This window comes from Corynebacterium sp. HMSC06G04 (assembly GCF_001807365.1).
GTDB classification, from domain to species: Bacteria; Actinomycetota; Actinomycetes; order Mycobacteriales; family Mycobacteriaceae; genus Corynebacterium; species Corynebacterium simulans.
The window spans coordinates 79,863-93,719 of record NZ_KV788599.1 but is presented as its reverse complement, the minus strand read 5'-3'; the positions used below and the strand labels follow the sequence as shown (position 1 = coordinate 93,719).

The 13,857-nt window shown below is 57.0% G+C and carries 15 protein-coding genes; 8 read left to right on the top strand and 7 right to left on the bottom strand.

Annotated elements, in window-relative coordinates:
• Positions 1-238 precede the first annotated feature (238 nt).
• Positions 239-1,783, bottom strand: coding sequence for a chromosomal replication initiator protein DnaA (gene dnaA / locus HMPREF3158_RS03465; RefSeq protein WP_062036511.1), 1,545 nt, complete (start codon positions 1,781-1,783; stop codon positions 239-241).
• A gap of 617 nt (positions 1,784-2,400) precedes the next feature.
• Between dnaA and rpmH the strand changes: the two genes are divergently transcribed.
• Genes rpmH through HMPREF3158_RS03435 form a run of 8 tightly spaced genes read left to right on the top strand, consistent with a single transcriptional unit; the run spans position 2,401 to position 7,242 of the window.
• Positions 2,401-2,544, top strand: coding sequence for a 50S ribosomal protein L34 (gene rpmH, locus HMPREF3158_RS03460; protein WP_005530694.1), 144 nt, complete (start codon positions 2,401-2,403; stop codon positions 2,542-2,544).
• 2 nt (positions 2,545-2,546) lie between these two features.
• A complete protein-coding gene (gene rnpA / locus HMPREF3158_RS12415) occupies positions 2,547-2,906 on the top strand; it encodes a ribonuclease P protein component (RefSeq protein ID WP_062036513.1) in 360 nt (119 codons plus the stop codon).
• Positions 2,894-3,169, top strand: a complete 276-nt coding sequence (gene yidD, locus HMPREF3158_RS12410; RefSeq protein WP_201057347.1) for a membrane protein insertion efficiency factor YidD — start codon at positions 2,894-2,896, stop codon at positions 3,167-3,169. Before rnpA ends, yidD begins: the two co-directional genes overlap by 13 nt.
• 9 nt (positions 3,170-3,178) lie before the next feature.
• Positions 3,179-4,165 carry a membrane protein insertase YidC gene (gene yidC, locus HMPREF3158_RS03455; RefSeq protein WP_082787647.1) on the top strand — a complete coding sequence of 329 codons (987 nt, stop codon included), beginning with the start codon at positions 3,179-3,181 and terminating at the stop codon, positions 4,163-4,165.
• A gap of 15 nt (positions 4,166-4,180) precedes the next feature.
• Positions 4,181-4,789, top strand: coding sequence for a 16S rRNA (guanine(527)-N(7))-methyltransferase RsmG (rsmG, locus tag HMPREF3158_RS03450; protein WP_070497332.1), 609 nt, complete (start codon positions 4,181-4,183; stop codon positions 4,787-4,789).
• A gap of 10 nt (positions 4,790-4,799) precedes the next feature.
• A complete protein-coding gene (locus tag HMPREF3158_RS03445; RefSeq protein WP_070497330.1) occupies positions 4,800-5,648 on the top strand; it encodes a ParA family protein in 849 nt (282 codons plus the stop codon).
• A gap of 8 nt (positions 5,649-5,656) precedes the next feature.
• Positions 5,657-6,667, top strand: coding sequence for a ParB/RepB/Spo0J family partition protein (locus HMPREF3158_RS03440; RefSeq protein WP_070432480.1), 1,011 nt, complete (start codon positions 5,657-5,659; stop codon positions 6,665-6,667).
• The gene (locus HMPREF3158_RS03435) at positions 6,667-7,242 is read left to right on the top strand and encodes a hypothetical protein (protein WP_061925507.1); all 576 of its coding nucleotides are present in this window, start codon (positions 6,667-6,669) and stop codon (positions 7,240-7,242) included. The genes HMPREF3158_RS03440 and HMPREF3158_RS03435 overlap by 1 nt, the downstream gene beginning before the upstream one ends.
• Here HMPREF3158_RS03435 and HMPREF3158_RS03430 read toward each other — a convergent pair.
• From HMPREF3158_RS03430 to HMPREF3158_RS03405, 6 genes are all read right to left on the bottom strand, one after another.
• A complete protein-coding gene (locus tag HMPREF3158_RS03430) occupies positions 7,239-8,420 on the bottom strand; it encodes an N-acetylmuramoyl-L-alanine amidase (RefSeq protein WP_070455765.1) in 1,182 nt (393 codons plus the stop codon). The two genes, HMPREF3158_RS03435 and HMPREF3158_RS03430, sit on opposite strands and share 4 nt — an antisense overlap.
• A gap of 62 nt (positions 8,421-8,482) precedes the next feature.
• Complete coding sequence (gene trxA, locus HMPREF3158_RS03425; protein ID WP_061925502.1) at positions 8,483-8,812, bottom strand: thioredoxin; 330 nt, start codon at positions 8,810-8,812, stop codon at positions 8,483-8,485.
• Positions 8,813-8,814: 2 nt separating this feature from the next.
• Entirely contained in the window at positions 8,815-9,744 is a 930-nt protein-coding gene (trxB, locus tag HMPREF3158_RS03420) for a thioredoxin-disulfide reductase (RefSeq protein ID WP_070455766.1), read from the bottom strand.
• Positions 9,745-9,886: 142 nt separating this feature from the next.
• Positions 9,887-10,426 (bottom strand): sigma-70 family RNA polymerase sigma factor, encoded by a 540-nt coding sequence (locus HMPREF3158_RS03415; protein WP_070455768.1) that lies wholly within the window; start codon positions 10,424-10,426, stop codon positions 9,887-9,889.
• 81 nt (positions 10,427-10,507) lie between these two features.
• The gene (gene pepN, locus HMPREF3158_RS03410; RefSeq protein WP_070497328.1) at positions 10,508-12,991 is read right to left on the bottom strand and encodes an aminopeptidase N; all 2,484 of its coding nucleotides are present in this window, start codon (positions 12,989-12,991) and stop codon (positions 10,508-10,510) included.
• A 188-nt stretch (positions 12,992-13,179) separates the two neighbouring features.
• A complete protein-coding gene (locus tag HMPREF3158_RS03405) occupies positions 13,180-13,707 on the bottom strand; it encodes a YceI family protein (RefSeq protein ID WP_062036527.1) in 528 nt (175 codons plus the stop codon).
• Positions 13,708-13,857 lie beyond the last annotated feature (150 nt).

Genomic DNA, 13,857 nt, shown 5'->3' with positions numbered 1-13,857 from the left:
GTGAGTAACCGGAGGGGTGCCGGTTTTATCCACAATCTATCCCCAGGATTGTGGAATTTGATCACAGCATTGATCACAAGCTCCTGATCAGGACGAATGCTTTGTGAAAAACAAAAATGTGTCGAAGATCTATGAATTACAACAATGAAATTACACAGATGTGAATAACGCTGTGGATAAAAATAACCCGCCACCTAAGTGCAGGTGGCGGGTTATATTTCTAGCTGCAGAAAGCGTTTTAAGAACGGCTGTGGTTCTTGATCCTTTGCGTCAGCGCCTGGATCTCATCGTAGGTATTGCGGTTTTCTGTCATTTCCTTACGGATCTTGCGATCGGCATAAATGACAGTCGTATGATCCTTGCCTCCGAACTGATCACCAATCTTCGGCAAGGAAAGCTCAGTCAGCTCGCGGCAGAGATACATAGCCAACTGGCGGGCATGAGCGACGGCGCGCTTCTTGCCCGCACCACGCAGGGTCTCGACGTCGATGTCGAAGAACTCTGCTGTTACTTCCATGATCGCGGTTGCCGTAATTTCACGTCCCGCTGCATCGGGCGCGAGATCGTGCAATGCGATCTCCGCCATCTCTAAGCTGATCGGTTCGTTAACCAAAGAGGAATAAGCAGAAACGCGAATCAGCGCGCCTTCAAGCTCGCGAATAGAAGACTCGAAGCGCGAAGCGATGAGCTCTAGAACAGATCGATCTACTTCGGTGCCGTCCGCAGCTGCCTTCTTCATCAAGATGGCTATGCGGGTCTCGAGATCTGGCGGCTGAATATCCGTGATCAAACCACCTTCGAAGCGAGTGCGCAGGCGATCCTCCAAGGTGGTCAGCTGCTTCGGCGGACGGTCAGAAGATAAAATGATTTGCTTATTGGCTTGATGCAGTGCATTAAAGGTATGGAAGAACTCCTCCTGAGTCGATTCCTTACCCTCCAAGAACTGAATGTCATCAACCATCAAGATGTCCAGATTGCGATAACGCCGCTTGAAGGACTCCTGGCGGTCATCGCGCAAAGAATTGATGTAGTCGTTAGTAAATTCCTCGGAAGAAACGTACTTCACGCGCAGACCCGGATGCAGAACCTGCGCGTAGTTGCCCGCGGCGTGCAACAGGTGGGTTTTGCCTAGGCCGGAGCCGCCCCAAATAAACAGTGGGTTATAAGCACGCGCTGGATTTTCCGCTACGGCCACCGCCGCGCCGTTGGCAAAGCGGTTGGAGGAACCGATAACGAAGTTTTCAAACGTGTGCTTTGGGTTCAGCGACTCTTCCCTATTGGGATCGTGCGCCGGCTGCTCACGCGGAATGCGGGCATCTGCATTGTGCTGGGGCTGGTATTGCTGCTGTTGCTGGTTGTAATGATCAGCCAGTTCATCCAAGCTCGCCGGGGCATGGCTGGTCTGCCAAGCCTGCTGTGGCGGCTGGTACTGCTGCGGTGACGGCGCCTGCGGTGCTTGAGCCGGGGCGTCGTTAAGCGGTGCTTCTTCTTCCACCGGATTGGCCAGAGTTACAGCAAGCGTGCAAGGCCTGCCCAGGTGCCGGGTAAGGGCACGCGAGATGTGTGAGCCGAGATCGGTTTCGATGACTGCCTTGGCCTTTTCATTGTGTGCTGCCAGTAGTGCGTAGCCATCCATCATCATGATGGGTCGCGCGAGCTGCAGATACAGTCGCTGCGTGTGGTTGAAGTTGGGTACCTCTGAGTTGGGTTTCTCAGATTGGGCGAGCAGATCTTCCACTACTGCTCGCCAGTTGGCGTTAAGTACCGCTTGTTGATCAGTCAACGCGCCTACCTTGTGCGGCCTTCCCAGAAGAAGGCCCTAGTTCGGACGGAGAAAAATTTACAGTGAATTTCACGGACGTATCCACATCGAAAATTGCGGCACGACCTTGATCTCCACAGAGTTATCCACAGATGTGGAACAAATGTTTATCCACAGCCTAGTCGATGGCTGTGGATAACTATCAATCGGGTACTTTAGGCTATTTACCTGCTGGAATACAAAAAGTCTAAAGCTGAGATTTAGAGTTATTCACACCTTGTGGACGGCTGTGGAATTCGATTCTTTAGTTTTACCGCCGAGTTAGCGGGGCTGTCTAACGCTTTTCGGCGCTTGCATGGCGTGAACCTAAAATGCAAGCCGCCGTATGTGCTCTGACCCCGCAAAGTAGCCTTTTAGCTGCAGATAAAAACATCTTTGTAATTTTGGGTACACCCGGGTGTCGATTTGTTCAAGGCTGCATTCGTCACGTAATCTGTCATGGTCTATCGCAACAGAAGACGTTGCGCGTGAGTGTGAACCCACTCCCAAGGGTTGCTAACTACTCACATATCCATTCATCAGTGGAGCTGGGGGAATGACTTTCCCTGGGCTCCGCGCACAACTTCAAGGAGATAATCGTGGCAAAGGGTAAGCGTACCTTCCAGCCCAACAACCGTCGTCGCGCTCGTAAGCACGGCTTCCGCACCCGCATGAGCACCCGTGCAGGTCGCGCTATCGTCGCAGCTCGTCGTAAGAAGGGCCGCGCAAAGCTGTCGGCATAATCGTGCTTCCAGCCCAGCATAAGCTCACTTCGCCAGCGGAATTCCGCAGGACGATCAAGGGCGGCAAGCGGGCCGGTACACGTACGGTTGTTGTGCACTTTCGTAACAACGCCAGCCAAGACACCAAATTCGATATTGCGGCCGCCGGCCCAAGGTTCGGATTGGTTGTTTCAAAAGCCGTCGGGAATGCAGTGGTTCGCCACCGCACCTCCCGGCGGCTTCGGCATGTGTGCAGGTCCCTCTTTCCGGATCTTCCACCGACCGCAGATCTGGTTATCCGCGCGCTTCCCGCAAGCGCCACAGCGAGCAGTGAGCAATTAGAAAAAGACATCCGCAAGGCTCTGCGTAAATGCGGTATGTAAATTCTTCCGGTGCCGAAATCCCGGAAGCTAAGGGTGCGGCAAAACCGATGGTAAAAGCGGTGCGCTTCTACCAAAAGTATTTCTCACCCCTTAAGATGGTTTCCACCTGTCGTTTTGAACCGACTTGCAGTGCCTACGCCCTCGAAGCACTCTCCGTTCACGGAGCTATCAAAGGCGCCGGCATGGCCATCGCTAGGGTTTGCAAATGCGGCCCTTGGCATCCGGGCGGGTTTGATCCCGTACCCGGCACGAACAACAACTGAGGACTATCCTTGCTTAATATCATCTATTGGCCGATCTCGGCCGTCTTGTGGTTCTGGCACTGGCTTTTGAGCTTCGTGATGGATCCTTCTTTGGGAATCACGTGGATTCTCTCGATTGTCCTGCTGACGTGGACGCTCAAGGCCATCATGGTCAAGCCGACCATCACTCAGCTGCGCTCATCCCGCAAGATGCAGGAGATCCAGCCGCAAATCCAAGAGCTGCGTACCAAGTACGCGAATGACCAAACCAAGGCTGCGCAAGAGATGCAGCGCATCTACAAGGAATCTGGCGTTCGCCCGATGGCAGGCTGCCTGCCGATCTTCGCTCAGATCCCAATGTTTATTGGTCTGTTCCATGTTCTGCGCGCCTTCGACCGCACCATTCACACTGCGGGTGGCTTCGGTCACCCAGCTGATGAGCCAATGTCGGTGGAGGCTAACGCGAACACTGCGAACTACATCTTCAAGCCGGAATTGGTGCAGCAGTTCCTAGACGCCAAGATCTTTGGCGTTCCGCTGATTACCAACTTGCGCGTGAACTCGCCGATTCTGGATCAGCAGGGCATCACGACGTCGCAGGCAGCGGTCATCATCGTTCCGTTGATTGCCATCATTGCGGTTTTGACCCACTTCAATGCCCGTATGTCGCTCAACCGCCAGGAGGCACGCCGTGCTTCCGGTAAGACCCCGACCCCGCAAGGCCAGAACGCTGAGATGATGCAGCAGCAGATGGCAATCATGAACAAGATGATGCTGTGGGTCATGCCAGGCATGCTGGTCTTCTCCGGTGCTATTTGGCCTATTGGCTTGCTGTTCTACATGTTGGCCAACACCGTCTGGACCTTCTTCCAGACTCGCATCGTGTACAAGAAGATGGATGAGGAAGAGGAGCGAGAGGCAGCCGCCAAGGCAGAACTCAAGCGCACTTCCGCACCGAAGCCAGGTGTGCGCAAGAAGGACAACCGCACCAAGAAACAGCGCAAAAACAACAACTAAAAACAGGAGTTTCTAGTGTCCGATTTGGACCCGTCTGAAGTATTTGGCTTCCGCCTGCCACTCGCGCAGGCTTACCACGATTCGCTCGCTACAGACGGGTCCATTCGTGGTTTTATAGGCCCGCGCGAAGTCCCGCGCCTGTGGGAGCGCCATCTTCTCAACTGTGCCGTGATCGGCGATGTCATGCCGGAAGGCGCCCGCGTAATCGACGTCGGCAGTGGCGCAGGCCTCCCAGGCATCCCGCTGGCCATTGCGCGCCCAGATCTTGATATCACTCTGATCGAGCCGCTCCTAAAGCGCTCTAATTACCTGTCTGAGGTCAAGGAGCTGCTGGACCTAGATAACGTCACCGTCATCCGCGGCCGCGCCGAAGAAGGCCCAGTGAAAAAGGCCGTGAAGGGTGCAGACATTGTGACCTCTCGCGCCGTCGCGCCCTTGGGCAAGCTTGCCAAGTGGTCGCTGCCATTGGTCAAGGTGGGCGGCGAGATGATCGCTTTGAAGGGTGAGTCCGTGCATGAGGAGCTGGAGCGCGACGCAGCTGAGCTAAAGCGTGCTGGCGCAGGTAAAGCCGAGGTCATCACCATCAAGGGCACGACTATCATCCGTGTCCCCCGCGTGAACTAGAGTAGACGGCATGACTAATCCACGTCTTATCACCATCGCGAACCAGAAAGGCGGCGTCGGCAAGACCACGTCGGCTGTCAATCTAGCCGCGGCGCTTGCTGAGGCCGGCAAAAAAGTGTTGGTGATCGACCTGGACCCGCAGGGCAATGCCTCAACTGCGGTGGGCGCTGCTCATACCTCAGGCACTGATTCGAGCTACGAGGTCTTGCTGGGAGACCGCACTGCGGAGCAAGCAATGCAGCCGTCTCCTTCTAGCACCAATCTCTTCTGTATTCCCGCCACCATTGATCTGGCTGGCGCGGAGATCGAAATGGTCTCGCTGGTACGCCGTGAGTTCCGCCTTTATGACGCACTCCACAACGGCTTCCTTGAAGAGCACGGCTTTGAGTACGTCTTCATTGATTGCCCGCCTTCGCTGGGCCTTTTGACCATCAATGCCATGACCTGTGCCGAAGAGGTCATCATTCCTATCCAGTGCGAGTACTACGCACTGGAGGGCGTGGGTCAGCTGCTGGGCAACATCTCCATGATTCGTGAGCACCTCAACGAGGAACTACATATTTCCGCCGTTTTGCTCACCATGTATGACGCCCGCACCAAATTGGCAGAGCAAGTTGCCCATGAAGTGCGCGAACAATTCGGCGCCGTAGTTCTTGGTAATGTAATTCCGCGTTCGGTGCGCGTGTCTGAGGCGCCGGGTTACGGCAAGACTGTTATCTCCTATGATCCTTCTTCCACCGGTGCTAGGGCTTATTCGGCGGCGGCCCGCGAGCTCGATTCGCGCGGTGACTACCGCCCGCACCCCACCACTGGCGCCATCGGCGTTAGCCCAGAGATTTTCGCTGAATTGGAAGGATAAGTTTTAGCATGACGGAACAAAAGCAAGGTGGCCTCGGCAAAGGTCTTGCAGCACTTATCCCTTCTGGCCCCGACGCCCCATCCCGCAAGCCGCGCCTTGGTAACGATGCAGCAGATATCATCCTTGGCGCTGCTACCGGCGGTCCAGCTGGGGATAAGCCCCGCGTGAAGGGCGCGCCAACTATTCCACAGGGCGCTAATAAGAAGCGTCAGGCAAAGCCTTCCGTGATCGGCGCTACCTACCGCGAGATCGCGGTTGGTGACATCATCCCTAACCCAAAGCAGCCGCGTACCGTCTTCGACGAAGAAGGCCTCGCAGAACTCGTTCATTCCATCAAGGAGTTCGGTCTGCTCCAGCCGGTCGTCGTGCGCCCGGCAGATGAGGGCGGCTTTGAGCTCATCATGGGTGAACGTCGTTGGCGTGCTTCCTCCAAGGCGGGACTTGCCACCATTCCGGCCATCGTCCGCGATACCAAGGATGACAACCTCCTGCGCGATGCCTTGCTGGAAAACATTCACCGCGTGCAGCTTAATCCATTGGAAGAGGCACACGCCTACCAGCAGTTGCTGGAGGAATTCGGCGTCACCCAGAACGAGCTGGCTGATCGCCTCGGCCGTTCCCGCCCGCAGGTGACCAACATGATTCGCCTGCTCAAGCTCCCGGTGAACGTGCAAAAGCGCGTCGCTGCTGGCACCTTATCCGGCGGCCATGCGCGTGCCCTGCTGGGCCTGCCCGATGCTGAGGCCATGGAGCTCATCGCCAACCGCATCATCGCAGAAGGCCTGTCCGTCCGTGCCACCGAGGAAGCGGTTACGCTGTACAAGAGGGGCGATAAGCCACAGGAGAAGAAGCCTGCTGCCCCGCAGCCACAGTACTTCACCGATTCCGCAGAGCGCCTGTCTGACCGCTTCGACACCAAGGTCACCGTCACCATGGGCAAGCGCAAGGGCAAGATGGTCGTCGAATTTGGCGATCAGGAAGATTTCGAGCGCATCCTTGGTCTCATCGAGGGCAAGTAATGCTCGTCGAGTCAGTCAAGGAAGGGGTGGAAATCAACCCCTTGGCGGCTCGTTCCATCTTTTGGGAGCTTGATACTGAGGTAACTGATCCCGCCTTCGAGAAAGAGGCGTGGATTTCCGCTGTGCTCCTAAGCGCCGGCGACTGTGGCCTAACGGTGGGCAACGAGGCTACGGTCTTCTTCTGCCCCGCTGATTATGCGCCTGGGGCGTCCAAGCTGCCTACCGCACCCGTAAGCCAGGACGCAGCTTTGCTGTCCTCATTGTTTGTGAAATCCCATCGCGCGGCACGTGGCTTGGAAGCGGTGCTTCTCGACGCCGCGATTATGAACCTTTCCTCGCGTGAGTTCAGCGCGGTAGAAGCTTTTGGCTACCGCGACGCAAAAGAGGCAGAGTTCCTATTACGCGAAAAACCCGCCTTCATCGGGCTTCTGTCAGTAGAAACCTTAGAATCGGCGGGTTTTATGGTGGTCCAAGACCACCCCGTTACTCCACGGCTGCGCCTGGATCTCCCACCAGCCTTCGACCTGCTCTCGGCCGCTGCGGTAGAAGATCTGCTAGCAAAAGCTTTGGCTTAAGCCTCCTCGGCGCGCAGCAACTCCGAGAACTTATAGGTGCCGGTGACAGCATCGTCATCATCGAGCAGGTAGAGGCGCTTTACAGAAACCACGATTGCTTCTGCAATATCATCGCGCTTGGCTGGCGTAGTAAGCACTTCTACGTCACCAGGGTTGGTGAGATAGCCCAAGACAACCTGGACAACTGGCATCTGCGTCAGGCGCAAAAGATCCCAGGTGCGGCCGTGGTTCCAGCAGTTTTGCAGTGGCGTGCGAGCCACGATCTCGCGCTGGATGAAACCAGAAAGAGTTTCACCAATGAGCGAGGAGCTGCCGATCTCTGAACCAAAGTAGAAGGTGGCAATGCCATTGGCCTTCTCGTTTGGATAGCGGTCACAAGCCAAAGAAATAACCAGATCGGCGTCGAAGGCGTTTGCCAGATCCGCACGGTCCTTGACAGAAGGATTATCGGTACGTGGACGCGAGATGATGGTTTCCATGCCCGCTGCAATCATGCGTCCGGCCACGCGCTCTGCCAAGTCCCACAGAAGCTCTTCTTCGGTGACGTCACCAAAGCGGCCCTTGACCTTGATGCCCTTGTCGGCACCGCCTAAGGCAGGGTCGATGACGACGCGCTTGCCTGCAAGCTGTGGGCCGGCGTTGCGGACACGCTCGCGCTCTTGGATGTTGTGTGCGGAACCGCCGGTGATCCGGCGGCCCAGCAGATTAAGAGCGTTGATCGTGGTCGGACCACACACGCCATCCTTCTGGAGACCGCTGTTGAGTTGGTATTCCATGAGTGCGGCGTGAGTATCGGGACCGAAGTGGCCATCCACTCGGTTCTGGTAGAAACCGAGTTCTTGAAGTTGCTGCTGAAGTTGTGCGACATCGTCGCCAACTAAAACGTTGCCCGGCTCGTACGTGAGTACGCGCGCGCCCAAGCTATAAGAAGCCTGGCGCAGCTCACGAAGGGTAAGGTCATCGATTACGCCGGTGGGAACAATTCCGCGAGACTGCTGAAAGGCCTTGATGACCTCAGAGAGTTCGGCGTCGAATACTTTTTCCGTCTCGGAATACTTTTGTTGCTTCCAATCGGACAGTGCGCCTCGGTAATCCTTCATGAGGCCGAGACGGGCGAGGGTTGCACGTGCTTCGGCGACGCGGACACTTTGGTCACCGACCTGCAGAACGCGATTCACACCTACCCCTTTTCTCGTGTTAAAACTGTGCGCCCTGTGACGCATGTGAATAAGGCTACCAGTTAAAGCTGCTTTTGAATTTGTGCCACGATGTCTGACTTGGAACGCAGGCCGACAAATTCGTCGACCTTCTCGCCGTTGCGGAAGATCAGCACAGAAGGAATCGACATGATCTGGAACATGCCGCCCAGAGTGCGCTCCTCGTCGACATTAACCTTTACGACGGAAACATCCTCGCCCAACTCGCTGGCAACTTCATCCAAAATCGGGGAAAGCTTCTTGCATGGACCACACCATTCAGCCCAGAAGTCCACGACGACAGGCTTGGAAGCCGAAGCCTCAACGACGTCAGTACGGAAAGTATCCGTGGTTACGCTTTTTACGTTGCTCATGATTATTTAACGCTTTCTGCGAGGAAGTGCTCCGCATCGATTGCTGCGCGGCAGCCGGAGCCTGCCGCAGTAATAGCCTGCTGGTAATGGTCATCAACCAAGTCGCCGCAGGCGAAGACGCCCGGCAGGTTGGTCTTGGTGGAAGGCTGCTCAACGACGACGTAGCCGCCCTCGTTGAGCTCAACCTGGCCTTCCAGGAAGGCGGAGCGCGGATCGTGGCCGATGGCAACGAACATCGCGGTGACGTCCAGTGTGGAGACCTCACCGGTGATGGCGTCCTTGATCTCCAGGCCGGCAACCTTGCCCTCGCCCTCGAGAACGCGCTCTACGGTCTTGTTGGTAGCCCACTTGATCTGTGGATTGGCCTTTGCGCGCTCCAGCATGATCTTGGAAGCTCGGAAGTTCTCGGAGCGGTGAATGATGGTGACGGTCTCTGCGAACTTGGTGAGGAAAGTTGCCTCTTCCATCGCAGAGTCACCACCGCCAACGACGGCGATGTTGTGGCCCTTGAAGAAGAAGCCGTCACAAGTAGCGCAAGCAGAAACGCCGCGGCCAGCCAGCTCGGCTTCACCCGGGATGCCCAGGTAACGCGGTGCTGCGCCGGTGGCAAGAATGACGGTTCGAGCTTCGAAGACCTCGTCTCCAACGTGCAGCTTCTTGATATCCCCTGCCAGCTCGACAGAGTCAACAACTTCCATGCGCAGGTCTGCGCCGAAGCGGATGGCCTGGGAACGCATTTCTTCCATGAGCTCTGGGCCCATGATGCCCTTCTGGAAGCCTGGGTAGTTCTCCACCTCGGTGGTGTTCATGAGTTCGCCGCCGTACTCGAAGCCCTCGAAGACGATCGGCTTCAGTTCAGCGCGTGCGGCGTAAAGCGCCGCGGTGTAACCGGCAGGGCCGGAGCCTACGATGGCGACATCGTGGACGGTCATTAAAAACTCCCTTGCAATGTTTTGCTGGATTAACCCCACAAATCCTACCCGCGCCATGGTTAAATTCGGGTATCAGAAACGGGGTTGATGCTTAAACGTGACCTGTCCTGCAACGCTAAATACCGCAAGCTTATTTCCTTAATTAGGCCATGGCCTTGCGTAATACGCTGCGTGCGCGGGCTCTACGGGATTTGATAGTACCTGGCGCTACTCCCTGCGCTGCGGCGACTTCGGCGATGCCATAGCCTTCAATGTCGGTCCAATACAGGGCGTCGCGTTGGTCTTGGCGCAGCAGCTCTAGGGCTTCGCGGACTGCCAGTTTGTCATCCAAGAACTCGTTCGGGTTATGCGCAAGCAGGTGGTTGCGGTCATCATCGATGAAGTCCACATCGAGAGAAGAATTTTGCTGGTTGGAGCGATGCTTAACGTAGTCATAACCACAATTCATGACCAGCCGATGCAGCCACGTAGAAAGCGCTGACTTGCGCCGGTACTTGTGCAGATTGCAGCTGGCGCGAAGCAGGGCTTCCTGGACGACGTCCTGCGCATCGGTGTCGTTGCGCGTATAACGGCGCGCCACAGTTGTAAGGCGGGCGCGGTGCCTTTCTACTATGACGGAAAAGGCTTTGTTATCCCCCTCGATGAAAGCCTCAACCAATTCATGATCACTGCGTTCAGACATGTAGATTCCCCCCGGATCAACAAGTATGTGAACCTGTTTTAACCGAGGGGAATCTAGTCGCGCTAGCGAACTGTGTCTTTCCTATTGACCACTTTTGACCCGCAGCGTGCGGCGCAGGTGATCCTGGCATTCGAGCAGCACGCGGCGCAGGGCACGTGGGCGCTCAATGCGCAGGAACTCGTCCGTCGCGCCGTCTGCCATAGGCAGCTCTGGGTAGAGCCCGCGGACGAGACGGTTGGCGATTTCGATCGGATGCTCCTGCCAGATCTTGTCCAAGACCGTGAAGAACTCTTCGGCGAAAGGCTCGGTGAGCTGCTTCGAACGTGGCGCGTTGAAAGCGGCCAGCAGCGAATCGACCTCGGCATTCGAGTAAGCGCCAGGTCGCAGGACCATATCAAAGACCTCGCGCTTGTCCCCTGGGAAGGAACGGGATACGCCGAGGTACGCCGCTGCACCGGTCAGCGTGTTATCGCGCTGCTTTTCTGCTTCCAGCTCCTCCTTCGTCACTGCCTCACGGGCTGCGAGCGCACGCAGCGCGGCCCAGCGAATATCGGGATCCGTGGCGTCGTCAAGCACTGCACGCAGGCGCCCGTTGGTGTCCTCCGGGCTGTCACCGAGCGCCGCGATGGCCGCACGCGTGAGCAGCAGGTGGGTATCGGTACCTTTTTCTGCGTCTTGCAGCAGCTGCCAAATCTGGTTGGCAAAGTCGGGTGATTCCGGCAGATAATGGCTAACGGCGTACTGCGCATTGTTCAGGGCCGTGGCCAGCAGTGACGGCGACTCCCCTACTGCGTGCCGCAGTACGGTGTCGACGTAGTTTTGAGCCGGCCATTCGCCATCGCGCGTGAGGTTCCACAGGGAGGTCCAGATGACGGCGCGGGAAAGCTCATCCTCAATCGCAGAGAGCTTGTCTTGGATGGTGGCAAGCGAGGTTTCGTCGAAGCGCACCTTGGCATAGGTGTGGTCGCCATCGTTAAGCAGCAGCAATGCGGGTGCTGCCAGGCCAGAGGCGGCATTGACAATCGTGCGCGGGCCGGCGACATCGACGTCGAGGACCGCGTACTTGTTGAGATCGGCGTCGAAAAGCGCGGCGTTGAGGCGGTGCGGGCGTGTCTCATCCTCGGCCTCGGCGAGCACGGCCAACTCCGTGATCTTTTCTCCTTCTACGTGCAGCTGCGGGGTCAGGGTATCTGGACCCCAGGTCTTGAGCCATGCTGCAGACCACGCGTCGAGATCGCGCTCGGTGTGGTTTTTCAGCGCATCCAGTAGATCATCGAAGGTCGCAGCGCCGAAAGCATGGGCCTGGAAGTAGTCCTGCGCGCCCGCATAGAAGTTCTCACGGCCGACGTAGTGCACCAATTGCTTGAGTACGGAAGCGCCCTTGGCATAGGTGATGCCGTCGAAGTTCTGGCGCGCGGCATCCACGTCCGGGATATCGGCCTTGATGGGGTGCGTGGTGGGCAGCTGATCCTGCAGGTAAGCCCAGTTCTTGCGCTGGCCTGCGAAGTTCGCCCACGCCTCGGTGTACTCGGTGGCCTCGACGGAAGAATCCGCGCCCATGAACTCCGCGAATGACTCTTTGAGCCATAGATCATCCCACCACTTCGGTGTCACGAGATCGCCGAACCACATGTGCGACATTTCGTGCAGGATCGTGTTGGTGCGGCCCGCATGCTGGGCACGGGTGGCCTGGGAGCGGAAGAGGTAGGTCTCGGTGAAGGTCACCAGGCCCGGGTTCTCCATCGCACCCAGGTTGTACTCCGGCACAAAGATGGAATCGTACTTGCCCCACGGATACGGGAGCTTGTACGCCTGGTGGAAGAAGTCCATGCCTTGTGCAGTGATTTCTAGGATCTCATCGTCGAGGTACTGTTCCATCGACGCACGTGCGAAGGCGCGCAGCTGCGCGCTTAGGGTGCCATCCGGCGCGTTCCAAGTGCGCTGCTTGGACACGTAGGGCCCTGCGGCAAAGGAGGTCAGGTAGGTAGAAAGCAGCGGAGTGGATGCGAAGGTGACGCTCACGGAATCGCCGGACTCGCTGCGGTTTTCCTCCGGCTGGTTCGAAAGCAGCTGCCAGCCTGTTGGGCCGCTCAACGTTACCGTGAAATTCGCCTTGAGATCCGGCTGATCGAAGCATGGGAAGATGCGGCGGGCGTCGGAAGGCTCAAGGTGCGAGTAAAGGTAGGTATTCCCATCGGCCTGATCCTGCATGCGGTGCAGGCCCTGACCGGTGCGCGAATAGCGTGAGGAGCCCGTGATCTCCACGCTGATCTCCTCGCCTACCGGAAGATCGCGCAGGTAGATGCGCCCACCATCAAAGGTATTTTCCACCTCCGTGCCGTTTAGCCGCACGGAATGGACCTTATCGCCTAAGTAGTCCACGAAGGTCTCAGGTGCGTTAGTAGTAAAGGTGATGCGGGAAGTTACCTCAAATGTCTCCGCCGAGGTAGGCGCGCTGTTGACATCGAGGTGCAAGTCATAAGCGGAAATCTGCAGCGCCGCGCTGCGGGCCTGCGCTTCAGCCTGTGTGAGGTTCGCGGTTTTACGGGAAGTCGTGTTAGCCATGTCGCTTATCTTAGGGATTGCTGTGCCCCGCGACGCCGTTTTATCAGCTTGGTCTGATTTGTTTCGGCTTGGCGGGTGCAAGGACCTTGTGGGCGCATGACTAAACCCCAACATCGACCGCACTTTGGGCGCGCTATCGGTGATGGGGTTTATGGCTGGTAGCCGGGCCAAATCTGGCCGCAAATTTTTTACTGCTTGATGGCGGAGATCTCGAGCTCGATCTTGATCTCCTCGGAGACCAGCACGCCGCCGGTCTTCAGCGGTGCGTTGAAGTCGATGCCGAAGTCGGTGCGGTTGATCTTGGTGGCTGCCTCGAAGCCGAAGCGGGTGTTGCCGAATGGATCCTCTGCCAGGCCCTCTGCCTCGACGTTCAGGGTGACCGGCTTGGTGGTGCCCTTGATGGTGAGGTCACCTGTAACGGTGCCGTTGCCAGTCTCGTCAACGTCAAAGGAGGTAGCGCTAAAGGTCAGCTCTGGGTACTGCTCGACGCTGAAGAAGTCATCGCCCCTAACGTGTGCGTCGCGGTCCTCGTTGCCGGTGTTGATGGAAGCGGCCTTGATGGTGGCCTCCGCCTTGGAATCGGCGATGTTCTCAGCGACGGTGATGGTGCCCTCGAACTCGTCGAACTTGCCGCGGGTCTTGGTGACCATTGCGTGGCGAGCTACGAAGCCGATGGTGGAGTGTGCTGGGTCGATTGCGTAAGTGCCTGCGAACATGGTGTCCTCCTAAAAAGTTTCGCTTTTGTTGATGTGACAACATTGATTCTAGTTACCGTCTTGAAATAGTCAACGCTTTAAGTAAAACTACTATTTCCAAAAACAAACGCCATCATGCCTAAGCAGGCATGATGGCGCTATTTAGAAGTG

Coding starts and splice junctions, on each gene's coding strand:
- yidD (WP_201057347.1), top strand. CDS start 2,894: ATGCGGTATGTAAATTCTTCCGGTGCCGAAATCCCGGAAGCTAAGGGT.
- HMPREF3158_RS03445 (WP_070497330.1), top strand. CDS start 4,800: ATGACTAATCCACGTCTTATCACCATCGCGAACCAGAAAGGCGGCGTC.
- HMPREF3158_RS03440 (WP_070432480.1), top strand. CDS start 5,657: ATGACGGAACAAAAGCAAGGTGGCCTCGGCAAAGGTCTTGCAGCACTT.
- HMPREF3158_RS03435 (WP_061925507.1), top strand. CDS start 6,667: ATGCTCGTCGAGTCAGTCAAGGAAGGGGTGGAAATCAACCCCTTGGCG.
- trxA (WP_061925502.1), bottom strand. CDS start 8,812: ATGAGCAACGTAAAAAGCGTAACCACGGATACTTTCCGTACTGACGTC.
- trxB (WP_070455766.1), bottom strand. CDS start 9,744: ATGACCGTCCACGATGTCGCCATCGTAGGCTCCGGCCCTGCCGGTTAC.
- HMPREF3158_RS03415 (WP_070455768.1), bottom strand. CDS start 10,426: ATGTCTGAACGCAGTGATCATGAATTGGTTGAGGCTTTCATCGAGGGG.
- pepN (WP_070497328.1), bottom strand. CDS start 12,991: ATGGCTAACACGACTTCCCGTAAAACCGCGAACCTCACACAGGCTGAA.
- HMPREF3158_RS03405 (WP_062036527.1), bottom strand. CDS start 13,707: ATGTTCGCAGGCACTTACGCAATCGACCCAGCACACTCCACCATCGGC.